This window comes from Paracoccus amoyensis (genome assembly GCF_014490725.1).
Taxonomy (GTDB): domain Bacteria; phylum Pseudomonadota; class Alphaproteobacteria; order Rhodobacterales; family Rhodobacteraceae; genus Paracoccus; species Paracoccus amoyensis.
This window is the reverse complement of the sequence record NZ_JACOQL010000003.1, coordinates 324083-337364: the sequence shown is the minus strand read 5'-3', so window position 1 is coordinate 337364 and position 13282 is coordinate 324083. Positions and strand designations below refer to the sequence as shown.

The following is a 13282-nucleotide window of genomic DNA, read 5'->3' as shown; positions in this document are numbered from 1 at the left end:
GCCGGGGGGGCTATTTCTTTGCGGGCATGGACTGGGGGAAAACATGGACGGAAAACGCATCCTTCTGATCATCGGCGGCGGCATCGCGGCCTATAAGATCCCGCAGCTTATCCGGCTGATCCGGGCAGAGGGGGCGCATGTCACGCCGGTTCTGACCTCGGCGGGCGCGCAATTCACCACGCCGATGACGATTTCCGTGCTTGCTGGTGAAAAAGTCCATGAGGGGCTGTTCGATATCGAAACCGAAGCCGATATCGGCCATATCCAGCTGTCGCGTGATGCCGATCTGGTCGTCGTCGCCCCTGCAACCGCCGACATGATGGCCAAGATGGCGAATGGTCTGGCCGATGATCTGGCCTCGACCCTGTTGCTGGCCACCGATAAGCGCGTGTTGATTGCGCCTGCGATGAATGTGCGCATGTGGCATCACCCGGCGACGCAACGGAATCTGACGACGTTGAAGGATGACGGTATTCTTCTGGTCGGGCCGGATGATGGCAGCATGGCTTGTGGCGAGTTTGGAACCGGGCGCATGTCCGAACCGGAAGCGATTGTCACAGCGATCCGCGATGCCTTGCAGCAGCCCACGTGGCTTAGCCTGCCGCAACAGCGTGCATTGACTACCGAAATTCCACTGACGCTGTCGCGACTGACGGGACGGCATGTCATTGTCACCTCTGGCCCCACGCATGAGCCGATTGACCCGGTGCGCTATATCGCCAATCGATCATCGGGATCGCAGGGCGCGGCGATCGCTGCCGCACTTCGCGATCTGGGCGCGCGGGTCAGTTTTATCACCGGGCCCGCCACGGTTCCGCCGCCTGATGGGGTGGACGTCATCCGGGTCGAAACCGCCCAGCAGATGCGCGACGCGGTCGAGGCGTCCTTGCCCGCTGATGCCGCCGTGATGGCCGCAGCCGTGGCGGATTGGCGCGTGACCAATTCATCGGACAAGAAGATGAAGAAGGACGGTTCGGGTCGCCCGCCCGCGCTGGAGATGGCGGAAAATCCCGATATTCTGGCATGGATCAGCAAACTGCCACAAAATCGCCCGCGTCTGGTGGTGGGCTTCGCGGCGGAAACCAACGATGTGATACAACACGCCACGGACAAACGGCTGCGAAAGGGCTGCGATTGGATCGTGGCAAACGACGTCAGCCCCGAAACGGGCATCATGGGCGGACCTGAAAACACCGTGACGCTGATTTCGGAAAATGGCCCCGAAGAATGGCCGCGCATGTCGAAACGCGATGTGGCCCGCCGCCTGGCCGAACGCATTGCCGAGGAAATCGGATGAGAGCCTATCTGGACTGGAACGCCACCACGCCGCTGCGCGACGAGGTCAAGGCCGCAATGCGCGAAGGGATGGAGATCAGCGGCAATCCTTCCTCTGTCCATACCGAAGGGCGCGCGGCCAAGATGGCGTTGGAGGCTGCGCGCGAGCAAGTGGCAACGGCACTTGGTGCCGAAGGGGCCGATGTCATCTTCACCTCGGGCACGACCGAGGCGGCGGCCATGGTTCTGGCGGGCAAGCTTGTTCATTGCGCGCCGGTTGAACATAGCGCCATCAAGGCATGGTGCGAACATGATCTGGCGGTCGATCACGATGGCATCGTCACCGTGACAGACCCTGCCAATTCCACATTGCAGATCGCGAATAACGAAACCGGCGTGATGCAGGCATTGCCGGCCGGTCTGGCCTCCAGCGATCTGACGCAGGCGTTTGGCAAGGTTCCCTTTGCCTTCAATTGGCTGGACATTACGGCGGGCTTTGTCAGTGCCCATAAGCTGGGCGGACCCAAAGGGATCGGGGCGCTGATCCTGAAGAAAGGCACGGATATTCAGGCGCTGATTCGTGGCGGTGGTCAGGAACAGGGTCGTCGCGGCGGAACGGAAAACCTTATCGGCATCCTGGGCTTTGCAGCGGCGGCCACGGCGGCGCAACGCGATCTGGAAGCGGGCCTGTGGGATCAGGTCGCGGCGCATCGCGATGCGCTGGAAGCACGGCTGTTGGCCGCGTCCCCGGGATCGCGCATTGCAGGAAAGGGCGCAAAGCGCTTGCCGAACACCACCTGCCTTCTTACATCAGGCTGGAAGGGTGAAACCCAGGTGATGCAGATGGATCTGGCTGGCTTTGCCATCTCGGCAGGCTCGGCCTGTTCGTCTGGCAAGGTCCGGGCCAGCGGAACGCTGCAGGCAATGGGTTTTGACGATAAGGAAGCGCAATCCGCGATACGCATCTCGATAAGCCCGGCTTTGGGCGAGGATCAGATGAACCGATTTGCGGATGCATGGGAAACCGCGTATGGACGCTGGCGCGAACGAAATGGCTAGGCGCTGGCCGGGCCTAAGGAAGGACAAAGGATGAATTCGACCCCCGATCTTGAGGTGCGCGAAGGTGTAGACCGCGAAACGGTCGAAACCGTGCAAAACATGGGCAGCTATAAATATGGCTGGGATACCGAGATCGAGATGGACTATGCCCCCAAAGGGCTGAACGAAGATATCGTCCGCCTGATCTCGCAGAAAAATGAAGAACCGGAATGGATGACCGAGTGGCGGTTGCAAGCCTATCGCCGCTGGCTGACCATGACCGAGCCGAAATGGGCGATGCTGAACTATCCCGAAATCGACTTTCAGGATCAGTATTACTATGCCCGCCCGAAAAGCATGGAAGTAAAGCCCAAATCGCTGGATGAGGTTGATCCGAAGCTGCTGGCGACCTATGAAAAGCTGGGCATTCCGTTAAAAGAACAGATGATCCTGGCCGGGATCGAAGGCGCGGGCGACACGCCTGCGGAAGGGCGCAAGGTTGCCGTTGACGCCGTGTTCGACAGCGTCAGCGTGGGGACGACCTTCAAGGATGAACTGGCCAAGGCTGGCGTCATTTTCTGTTCGATCTCCGAGGCGATCCGCGAACATCCTGAACTGGTCAAGAAATACCTTGGCTCGGTCGTGCCGCAATCGGACAATTTCTTTGCCACGCTGAACAGCGCCGTGTTCTCGGACGGTTCATTCGTCTATGTCCCGCCGGGTGTGACCGCGCCGATGGAACTGTCCACCTATTTCCGCATCAACGCAGAAAATACCGGGCAGTTTGAACGCACCCTGATCATCGCCGACAAGGGCAGCTATGTCAGCTATCTGGAAGGCTGCACCGCGCCCAAGCGCGACACCAACCAACTGCACGCCGCTGTGGTGGAAATCGTCATTCTGGAAGATGCCGAGGTGAAATACTCGACCGTCCAGAACTGGTTCCCCGGCGATGAAGAAGGCAAGGGCGGCATTTATAACTTCGTGACCAAGCGCGCCGATTGCCGTGAAGCACGGGCCAAGGTGATGTGGACGCAGGTCGAGACCGGCTCGGCGATCACATGGAAATACCCGTCCTGCATTCTGCGTGGGGACGAGTCGCAGGGCGAGTTCTATTCGATCGCGATTGCGAACAATTTCCAGCAGGCGGATACCGGAACCAAGATGATCCATCTTGGCAAGAACACCCGCTCTCGCATTGTTTCAAAAGGGATTTCTTCTGGTCGCGCGCAGAACACCTACCGCGGTCTGGTCAGCATGCATCCGCGTGCCACCAACAGCCGCAACTATACCCAATGCGACAGTCTGCTGATCGGCGATAAATGCGGCGCCCATACCGTGCCCTATATCGAAGTGAAGAACACCAGCAGCCGTGTGGAACACGAGGCCACGACCAGCAAGGTGGATGACGACCAGATGTTCTATTGCCGCCAGCGCGGCATGGACGAGGAAGAGGCCGTCGCCCTGATCGTCAACGGTTTCGTCAAGGAAGTGCTGCAGGCCCTGCCGATGGAATTCGCGATGGAGGCCCAGTCGCTGGTTGCCATCTCGCTGGAAGGGTCGGTGGGATGATCGTCACCACGATCCCTTCCGTCGAGGGCCACAAGATCACAGCCTATCATGGCGTCGTCACCGGTGAGACGATTCTTGGCGCGAATATCTTTCGCGATATTTTCGCGGGCATTCGCGACATCGTCGGCGGACGCTCGGCCAGCTATGAAAAGGCCTTGTCCGAAGCCCGCGAAAGCGCGCTGAACGAAATGCAGGACCGCGCCCGCCAGTTGGGCGGCAATGCGGTCGTCGGAACAGACCTTGATTATGAGGTCATCAACAACATGCTGATGGTGTCGGCTTCCGGCACCGCCGTCACCATCGACTGAGGTAAGAAAATGCTGAAAATCAATAATCTGCACGTCAAACTTGAGGACGAGGATAAGCAGATTCTGAAAGGTCTGTCGCTGGAGGTTCCGGCCGGTCAGGTTCATGCCATCATGGGGCCGAACGGTTCGGGGAAATCGACGCTGTCTTACGTTCTGTCCGGCAAGGATGGCTATGACGTGACCGAGGGCACTGCGTCGCTGGACGGTGAAGACCTGCTGGAGATGGAGCCGGAAGAACGCGCCGCCGCTGGCCTGTTCCTTGCGTTCCAGTATCCGGTTGAAATCCCCGGCGTGGGCAACATGACCTTCCTGCGCACCGCTGTGAACGCACAGCGCAAGGCGCGTGGCGAAGACGAGCTGTCGGCGGGCGAGTTCCTGAAGGCGGTTCGTGCCAAGGCCGCCGATCTGAAAATCGACGCCGAAATGCTGAAACGCCCGGTGAATGTGGGCTTTTCGGGGGGTGAGAAGAAGCGCAACGAAATCCTCCAGATGGCCATGCTGGAACCCCGCATGTGCATCATGGACGAAACCGATTCCGGTCTGGACGTCGATGCGATGCGTCTGGTGGCGGATGGCGTGAACGCGCTGCGCAGCCCCGATCGCAGCTTCCTTGTGATCACGCATTATCAGCGTCTGCTGGATCATATTCAGCCGGATGTGGTGCATATCATGGCTGATGGACGGATCGTCAAAACCGGCGGCCCGGAACTGGCGTTGGAAGTCGAAAAGAACGGCTATGGCGATCTGCTGTCGGAGGTCCGCTGATGGTCGATACCGCAGTCAAGACCGAACAGGTGACGCGGCAGGTATCGGATGCGGCAAAGCCTACTGATGCCCTGTCGGCGCGTCTGGCGGCGCTAAGCTTGCCGGATGGCGGCTTCACCGCCGCTGCCCGCAAGGACGCATTGGCGCGGCTGACCCAGATGGGTTTGCCCGGACCGCGCGATGAATACTGGCGCTATACCGATCCGAAGCCATTCAACGCGGCCCAGCCGCAGCCGATGGCCGTTGATGCAGGGGCGACGGATTCGCCGCTGTTCAGCGATCTGGATACGCTGAAGCTGGTTTTCGTGGATGGCGTATTTGACGCCGCAGCCTCGGACGATCTGACGCTTGAGGGCGCGCAGATCGAACTGCTATCGGCCGCAGAAGCGACCTCGCGCCATTGGGCCAAGGACCTCTATGGCACGCTGGAAACATCGGGGCAAAAGCCGGTCAAACGTCCGTTTGCGGCGCTGAACACCATTGCCGCGCGTGACGGGGTGCTGATCCGCGTGACGGGAAATCCGTCCAGACCAGTTCACATCATCCACCGCCGCGCAGATGAAAATGCCGACGCCATCTGGCATCATGTCGTGAAACTGGAAGCAGGCACGGAACTGACGCTGCTGGAAACAGGCATGTCGGGCGCGCGCTCGAACGGTGTGATCGAAGCGGATATCGCAGATGGTGCCAAGCTGCATTACATCGCGTCCAAGCGTGCGGCCCATCAGACGGTCGGTCTGTCGCATATCTTCGCGCGGGTCCATGCAGAAGCGCAGTTGAAATCCTTCACGCTATCGGTGAACGGATCGGTCATGCGCCATGAAGGCGTTATCGAAATCGTCGGTGACGATGCGGTGGCCCATATCGCGGCGGCGGTTCTGGGCGACGGGCATATTGGTCCGTTCCATCACGACGATACCGTCTTCATCACCCACGCGGCAGAACGTTGCGAAAGCCGTCAGGTCTTCAAGAAAGTCCTGAAAAACGGTGCGCAGGGCGTCTTCCAGGGCAAGATTCTGGTCAAGCCGGGCGCACAGAAAACCGACGGCTATCAGATCAGTCAGGCCTTGCTTTTGGACGAGAACAGCCAGTTTCTGGCCAAGCCAGAGCTGGAAATCTACGCCGATGACGTGATCTGCTCGCACGGTTCAACCACTGGGGCGATTGATGAAGAGGCGCTGTTCTATCTGCGCTCGCGCGGTATTCCGCATGACCGCGCGATCATTTTCCTTGTGCTGTCCTTCCTTGCCGACGCTCTGGCCGAGGTCGACAGTGAGGAATTGCGCATGCAGATCAATGACCGGCTGGAAGCGTGGCTGACCGACCGGACAGGAAAGTAACTTCTGTGTCTGGCGGTATCCTGCCGCGTATCTTGCAAAGCTGGTGGGCTCCGCGCCGTATCGTGCGGAGCCTTGTCGCCATGAGCGAGGCGCAGAAGGTCGTGTTGCTGATGCTGGCAATGCTGATCATTCTGATCGCGCAGGCGCCGGGCCATTCGCGTGCCGCGACGCTGAACCCGTCGATCCCGTTCGAGGCACGTTTTGGCGGTGCGTTGTTGGCCGTCATGTTCCTGATGCCGCTGTTCGCCTATGCTGTGTCCTGGCTGGTCGCGGTTTTGTCGCGGCTGACGCCCTGGCGCATTGACGGGCCGGATTCGCGGCTGGCGCTGTTTTGGGCCTTGCTGGCCGTTGCTCCGGCAATGCTGTTGCAGGGGCTGGTCGGGGCCTTTGTCGGGCCTGGACCGGCGCTGACCATGGTTCAAATCATTTGCGGTTTGGGCTTTCTGTTTATCTGGGGCGCGGGCCTGTCGGCCCTTGCGAGGCGGAAATGAACTTCGAAGCTATCAAGACACTGTTTCTGTCGACCTTCCGCGATCCGCGCGGAATGGCCAAATGGCTGATCGCACAGAATTTTCCGATTCCTGCACGCTGGATTGCGGTGGTATTGGTCGCGGTCGTGTCTGCCTTGCTCAGCTTTTTCTGGCAGGCGATACTTGATGCGCGTCTGCCGACCGAAAACGCAGCCGCGGCAAGCCCGCTGGATTACCCGCTGTTCACCGCCGCAGTGCAGGTTGCGGCCATCGTTATTTCCGCCGCCGCAATGGCCTTTGTCGGACGATTGTTCGGAGGCAAAGGGCGGTTCGAGGACGCGATGGTTCTGACCGCATGGACAGAGTTCGTCATGATTCCTGTCGAATGCGTGCATCTGTTGCTGGTTCTGCTGCTGCCATCCATCGCATCCATCACCGGGATTGCCGTTGTTGTGCTGTTCTTCTGGTTGACGGTGCAGTTCATCATGGCGCTGCACGGCTTTGCCAGCGCAGGCAAGGTTGCGCTTGGCATGTTTGCCACCCTGTTGGTTCTGGGATTGGTGCTGTATCCCTTTGCTGCCATGCTGGGCCTTCTGCCGGAGTTACCGCAATGACCTTTGACATCGAAAAAGTCCGCGCCGATTTTCCGATCCTGTCACGTCAGGTGAATGACAAGCCGCTGGTCTATCTGGACAGCGGTGCCAGCGCCCAGAAGCCCCGTCAGGTCATAGACGCCATCACCCGCGCCTATGAAGGCGAATATGCCAACGTCCATCGCGGGCTGCATTACCTGTCAAACCTTGCAACTGACAATTACGAACGCGTCCGTGCCACGATTGCACGCTTTCTGAATGTCCCGCACGAGGATGAGCTGATTTTTACCAGCGGTTCGACCGAGGGGATCAATCTGGTCAGCTATGGCTGGGCCGCGCCGCGTTTGCAGGCGGGGGATGAAATCGTCCTGTCAGTGCTGGAGCATCACGCCAATATCGTGCCGTGGCATTTTCTGCGCGAACGCCAGGGCGTCGTGCTGAAATGGGTTGAACCGGAACCGGATGGCAGCCTGCCGCCCGAAAAGGTGCTGGCGGCCGTCGGCCCGAAAACCAAGCTGATCGCGGTCACGCATATGTCCAACGTGACGGGCACGATTGTCGATGTGGGCGCAATCGCGCGCGGCACCGATGTGCCGGTTCTGGTTGATGGCTCGCAGGCGGCGGTTCATATGCCGGTCGATCTGAAATCGCTGGGCGTCGACTTTTACTGCATCACGGGGCACAAGCTTTATGGCCCGTCCGGGTCAGGTGCCATCTGGATCAGTCGGGACCGTCAGGCCGAGATGCGCCCCTTCATGGGCGGCGGCGACATGATCAAGACCGTCAGCCGCGATGCTGTCGTCTATGCCGATCCCCCCCTGAAGTTCGAGGCCGGCACGCCCGGCATCGTCAACCAGATCGGTCTGGGCGCGGCGCTGGAATACCTGATGGATCTGGGCATGGATAATGTGGCCGCTTATGAACGCGGTTTGCGCGACTATGCCCGCGACAGGTTGCGCAGTCTGAATTGGCTGCAAGTGCAGGGCGATGCCCCCGACAAGGGTGCGATCTTTTCCATGACGATGGAGGGGGCGCATGCCCATGACATCTCTACGATTCTGGATAAACGCGGGATCGCCGTTCGGGCCGGATCGCATTGCGCCATGCCGTTGATGGATTTCTATGGAATCACTGCCAGTGCGCGGGCATCTTTTGCGATGTATAATACTCCTGCAGAAGTCGACGCTTTGGTCGAAGGTTTGATCTTCTGCCGCGAGCTTTTTGGTTGAATCTTGCAAAGATTCTGACGGATGCCGAAGAATACCCGAAATTTCTTGCCGTAAACGGGTCATATCTGCACAGGTGATTTAACATCGCTTAGGAGGCAGGCATGGCCGAAATTCTGGTTCTGGGTGCGGGGATGGTCGGCGTCAGCACGGGACTGGCGCTGCAGGCGCGCGGTCATCAGGTCACAATCGTCGAACGCGGAACGCCGGGGCGGGAAACCAGCTATGGCAACGCGGGTCTGATCCAGACCGAAGCGGTGGAACCCTATGCCATGCCGCTGTCGCCCGGCGCGTTGATCCAGATTGCCTTGGGGCGCGGCTATGACGTGCGCTGGAACATTCCGGGCCTGATGTCGCAGTTGGAGGCCGTCTGGACCTATGCCAAAAACTCGCTGCCCACGGCCCATCGCCGCGCGACCGTGACATGGGGCAAGCTGATCCGGCAATCGACCGAACGACACGCGCCACTGATCGAAGCCGCCGGCGCGGATAATATCATCCGCCGCGATGGTTATATCGAAATTCACCGCACCCCCGCCAAGATGGCGATGGCCCGGATTGCGGCGCAGCGTTTCCTTGATGAGTTTGGTGTCGAAGCCAAGCTGATGGATGGCAGGGAGTTGCGCGGGCTGGAACCCTCGATCAAGATCGAGGTCGAGGGCGCGACCCATTGGCAAGACGCGTGGACCTGTTCCGATCCGGGTGGTCTGGTGGCGGCCTATGCGGCGCTGTTCGAACGGCACGGCGGGCGGATCGTGAATGGCGATGCGGGCGATTTGCACCGTGAAGGCAGTGGCTGGCGCGCCGATGATTATACCGGGGAACATGCGGTCGTCGCACTTGGGCCATGGTCGCCGATGTTGCTGGTCCGCTATGGGCTGAAAGTGCCGATGGTGTTCAAGCGCGGCTATCACCGCCACTATCACATGACCACGCCGCCCAACCATCCGATCGCGGATTTCGGCAATTCGGTCGTGCTGTCGCCCATGCGGCGCGGCCTGCGGATCGCCACGGCGGCGGAACTGACATCTCACCCCCGTCTGGCACCGCCGCAACTGAGCCACGGCGAAAAGGCCGCCCGAGAGCTGTTCGATATCGGCGCCCCGGTCGAGGCTGAACCCTGGACCGGCCGTCGTCCCTGCATGCCCGACATGCTGCCCGTCGTCGGTCGCATTCCTGATCAGCCGACCTATGGGCCCATTTCGGCCATGGTCATCAGGGATTCACCCTTGGCCCGGTCACGTCGGAAATCCTTGCTGAAGAGATGGACGGCGGCGAGGGCTGGGCGGAAATTTCACCCGCGCGGTTGAAGCGGTAACCGGCGGATTTCACCGCTGTCTGACATCGTCTGGCGACAGGATGATGTCGAACAGGTTCCGCGGGGATACGGTGACGAAATACCAGTCCTCTGCCTGCAGCCACTGACGATCCCACGCTCGGATTTCGCCTTCCCGTTCGCGTAACTGACGCAAGCGCCTGCGTTCGGGAACTTCGACAAGAACAAGAAGATCGACCAGATCTCGCAATTCCGGTCTTGCGGTATAGACCCCTTCAAACAGGATGACGGGTCGCGGTGCGACGCTTCGGGGTAAAGGTTCTTGCGATCCGTCGAAAGCGGCCCAGTCGAACGGGAAATAGCTGGCGGTTCCATTGGCTTTCAGTAAGGTCAGCACCTCTCGTTGTTTTCGCCAGTCGATGCAAATGTCGGCCAGCGTCGCGGGTGGCAGGTGCCGAACCGTCACGCCGCCGGCGAAGAAATCATCACCGGACAGAACCGCCGCGTTCAGCCGGGTCGCCATATGTGCCGCAAGGGTCGATTTGCCGGAGCCGCTTCGCCCATCAATCGCCACGACAAACGGGCCCGGCAACCGTGACGCCAGCGTTTCTATCTGCTGGATCAGTTGCGCCAATTCGTGGTTGAATGACCTCCTCATTGGGCGATGATGGATGCAAGAGCTTGATCTGCGCAAGGGTCCTTTCGCGGGTCGGACAAACAGAAACATTTCGCCCTGCTGCCGTAATCCGACAGTAGCACCGGTTGACATTTGCGCGTGGACACACACTTTCAACGCAACCTCCGACGGAACGGATGCCTGATGGCCCACAACAACACCAACGCGCCCATAGCGCGTTTCGACGAAGTCACCCGCCCCAAGCTGGAAGGCGGGCGGCGCTTCGTCATGAAAAGTGAATTCGAGCCTGCCGGCGATCAGCCGACAGCGATCGTCGAGCTGACGCAAGGCGTCCATGACGGCGAGCGCGATCAGGTTTTGCTGGGCGCGACCGGCACCGGCAAGACCTATACCATGGCCAAGGTGATCGAGGCGACGCAGCGTCCGGCCATCATCCTTGCGCCCAACAAGACCCTGGCCGCGCAGCTTTATGGCGAATTCAAAGGTTTTTTCCCCGAGAACGCCGTCGAATATTTCGTCAGCTACTACGATTACTATCAGCCCGAAGCCTATGTGGCTCGCAGCGATACTTATATCGAGAAGGAATCGCAGATCAACGAGGCCATTGACCGGATGCGCCACAGTGCCACGCGGGCGCTGCTGGAACGAGATGATGTGATCATCGTCGCCTCGGTTTCCTGTATTTACGGTATCGGTTCGGTCGAGACCTATTCGGCGATGACGCAGGATATGATCGTTGGCGAAAACTATGATCAGCGTGAATTTCTTGGGCAGTTGGTGGCGCAGCAATACCGCCGCCTTGACGCCAGTTTCCAACGCGGGGGTTTCCGCGTGCGTGGCGATATTGTCGAGGTTTGGCCTGCCCACCTTGAGGATCGGGCATGGCGGTTCGATTTCTTTGGAAACGAACTGGAGGCGATCACCGAATTTGATCCGCTGACGGGCGCGAAGTCCGACAGTTTCAAGCAGATACGGATCTATGCCAACAGCCACTATGTCACGCCGCGCCCGACCATGCAGCAGGCGATCAAGGGGATCCGCAAAGAGTTGTTCGAGCGGCTGAAGCAACTGACGGACGAAGGCAAGTTGCTTGAGGCACAACGGTTGGAGCAGCGGACGAATTTTGATCTTGAGATGTTGGAGGCTACCGGCGTCTGCAACGGGATCGAAAACTATTCCCGCTATCTGACGGGGCGCGCACCGGGTGAGCCGCCGCCGACGTTGTTCGAATTCATCCCCGACAACGCCATTGTCTTCGCCGACGAATCCCATGTCAGCGTGCCGCAGATCGGCGGCATGTATCGGGGCGACTTCCGGCGAAAATTCACGCTGGCGGAACATGGTTTCCGGCTGCCCAGCTGTATGGATAACCGCCCGCTGAAATTCGAGGAATGGGACGCGATGCGCCCCCAATCGGTGTTCGTCAGCGCCACACCGGCCAGTTGGGAAATGGATCAGACGGGCGGCGTGTTCACCGAACAGGTGATCCGCCCGACAGGCCTGCTGGACCCGCTTATCGAAATCCGCCCGGTCGAAATGCAGGTCGATGACCTGCTGGATGAGGTGCGCAAGGTCACGGCGGCTGGCATGCGCACGCTGGTGACGACGCTGACCAAGCGCATGGCCGAGGATCTGACCGAATACCTGCACGAACAAGGGATCAAGATCCGCTACATGCACAGCGACATCGACACCATCGAACGGATCGAGATTTTGCGCGATCTGCGGCTTGGTGCTTTTGACGTGCTGGTTGGCATCAACCTGCTGCGCGAAGGTCTGGATATTCCCGAATGTGGGCTGGTCGCCATTCTGGATGCGGATAAGGAGGGCTTCCTGCGTTCGGAAACCTCGCTGATCCAGACGATCGGGCGGGCGGCGCGAAACGCAGATGGCCGCGTCATCATGTATGCCGACAGGATCACCGGCAGCATGGAACGCGCGATGGCCGAAACCGAACGCCGCCGCGAGAAGCAGATGGCCTATAACATAGAACATGGCATCACCCCTCAGACCGTGCGCAAGAACGTCGAGGATGTTTTGGCCGGATTGTGGCAGGGGGATACGGATCAGTCGCGGATCACCGCAAAGATCGACAGGCCGATGGTCGGCGCGAACCTGCAAGCGCATCTGGACGCTTTGCGGGCAGAAATGCGCAAGGCCGCCGAAAACCTTGAATTCGAGGATGCCGCCCGCCTGCGCGATGAGGTCAAGCGGCTTGAAGCCGTCGATCTGGCCATCTCGGACGATCCTTTGGCAAGACAATCGGCGATCGAAGAAGCGTCCGAAGCTGCTGTCAGATCTTCGGGCAGGTCCACGGCGGGCCGGGCAGGGCAACGGGGCGGCAATAAACGGTCCAAGCGCCGGGCGAATTAGACGCCGGGCGAATTAGACGCAGCCGGCCTGCGCGGCTGCGTTGATTTCGACCGTCGGTCCTGCCTAACCGCAGGTGACGCGTGCGATCCAGCCCTTTTCATCGACGAAAAGGTTCAAACGGCTCGGGTTATAATCTTCGGTGAAGGGCATGCCGGACGAAATCACCCGCCGATTGAGTACAGCGGGAAAGCTGACCTCGCCTATATTCATGCCAACCAGCGCCTGATGCTTTGGAAGATCACATGTGCGTGCCATCACGGTGGGCTCGGTGCCGGTATCACAGGCCGCAAGGGCCGAGAGGGCGACCAGTGGCGCAATTATTCGCGATCTGAATGTCATTTCCAGTAACCTCTCTGTTTATTGTCAGAACGGTTCACACGCGTCAGTTGTTCCCTTGGCAGAATAATAA

Annotated in this window: 13 protein-coding genes; 11 read left to right on the top strand and 2 right to left on the bottom strand. The window is 59.8% G+C overall.

Annotated features, from left to right (window positions below; genetic code table 11):
• The first annotated feature begins 43 nt into the window (after positions 1-43).
• The 10 genes from coaBC to H4P12_RS10655 all read left to right on the top strand — a co-directional run bounded on the left by coaBC (position 44) and on the right by H4P12_RS10655 (position 9897).
• Positions 44-1297, top strand: coding sequence for a bifunctional phosphopantothenoylcysteine decarboxylase/phosphopantothenate--cysteine ligase CoaBC (coaBC, locus tag H4P12_RS10700; RefSeq protein WP_187793670.1), 1254 nt, complete (start codon positions 44-46; stop codon positions 1295-1297).
• Positions 1294-2334: a cysteine desulfurase family protein gene (locus H4P12_RS10695; RefSeq protein ID WP_187793669.1), complete on the top strand. Its 1041-nt coding sequence runs from the start codon at positions 1294-1296 to the stop codon at positions 2332-2334. Before coaBC ends, H4P12_RS10695 begins: the two co-directional genes overlap by 4 nt.
• A gap of 30 nt (positions 2335-2364) precedes the next feature.
• Positions 2365-3885 carry a Fe-S cluster assembly protein SufB gene (gene sufB, locus H4P12_RS10690; protein ID WP_187793668.1) on the top strand — a complete coding sequence of 507 codons (1521 nt, stop codon included), beginning with the start codon at positions 2365-2367 and terminating at the stop codon, positions 3883-3885.
• Positions 3882-4193, top strand: coding sequence for a heavy metal-binding domain-containing protein (locus H4P12_RS10685; RefSeq protein ID WP_187793667.1), 312 nt, complete (start codon positions 3882-3884; stop codon positions 4191-4193). The genes sufB and H4P12_RS10685 overlap by 4 nt, the downstream gene beginning before the upstream one ends.
• A gap of 9 nt (positions 4194-4202) precedes the next feature.
• On the top strand, positions 4203-4958 hold the full coding sequence (gene sufC, locus H4P12_RS10680; RefSeq protein ID WP_187793666.1) for a Fe-S cluster assembly ATPase SufC: 756 nt from the start codon (positions 4203-4205) through the stop codon (positions 4956-4958).
• Positions 4958-6298: a SufB/SufD family protein gene (locus tag H4P12_RS10675; RefSeq protein WP_187793665.1), complete on the top strand. Its 1341-nt coding sequence runs from the start codon at positions 4958-4960 to the stop codon at positions 6296-6298. Before sufC ends, H4P12_RS10675 begins: the two co-directional genes overlap by 1 nt.
• A 5-nt stretch (positions 6299-6303) precedes the next feature.
• Positions 6304-6789 carry a hypothetical protein gene (locus H4P12_RS10670; RefSeq protein WP_343069807.1) on the top strand — a complete coding sequence of 162 codons (486 nt, stop codon included), beginning with the start codon at positions 6304-6306 and terminating at the stop codon, positions 6787-6789.
• A complete protein-coding gene (locus H4P12_RS10665; protein ID WP_187793663.1) occupies positions 6786-7382 on the top strand; it encodes a YIP1 family protein in 597 nt (198 codons plus the stop codon). Before H4P12_RS10670 ends, H4P12_RS10665 begins: the two co-directional genes overlap by 4 nt.
• Positions 7379-8590: a cysteine desulfurase gene (locus tag H4P12_RS10660; RefSeq protein ID WP_187793662.1), complete on the top strand. Its 1212-nt coding sequence runs from the start codon at positions 7379-7381 to the stop codon at positions 8588-8590. The genes H4P12_RS10665 and H4P12_RS10660 overlap by 4 nt, the downstream gene beginning before the upstream one ends.
• Before the next feature lie 101 nt (positions 8591-8691).
• Complete coding sequence (locus H4P12_RS10655; RefSeq protein ID WP_223115785.1) at positions 8692-9897, top strand: NAD(P)/FAD-dependent oxidoreductase; 1206 nt, start codon at positions 8692-8694, stop codon at positions 9895-9897.
• 18 nt (positions 9898-9915) lie between these two features.
• On the opposite strand, the gene H4P12_RS10650 is transcribed toward H4P12_RS10655, so the two are convergent.
• Positions 9916-10521, bottom strand: a complete 606-nt coding sequence (locus tag H4P12_RS10650) for a uridine kinase family protein (protein WP_187793661.1) — start codon at positions 10519-10521, stop codon at positions 9916-9918.
• Positions 10522-10683: 162 nt separating this feature from the next.
• Here H4P12_RS10650 and uvrB point away from each other — a divergent pair, with 162 nt between their 5' ends.
• The gene (gene uvrB, locus H4P12_RS10645) at positions 10684-12873 is read left to right on the top strand and encodes an excinuclease ABC subunit UvrB (RefSeq protein ID WP_187793660.1); all 2190 of its coding nucleotides are present in this window, start codon (positions 10684-10686) and stop codon (positions 12871-12873) included.
• A gap of 63 nt (positions 12874-12936) precedes the next feature.
• Here uvrB and H4P12_RS10640 read toward each other — a convergent pair whose 3' ends face one another.
• The gene (locus H4P12_RS10640; RefSeq protein WP_187793659.1) at positions 12937-13212 is read right to left on the bottom strand and encodes an I78 family peptidase inhibitor; all 276 of its coding nucleotides are present in this window, start codon (positions 13210-13212) and stop codon (positions 12937-12939) included.
• Positions 13213-13282: the final 70 nt, after the last annotated feature.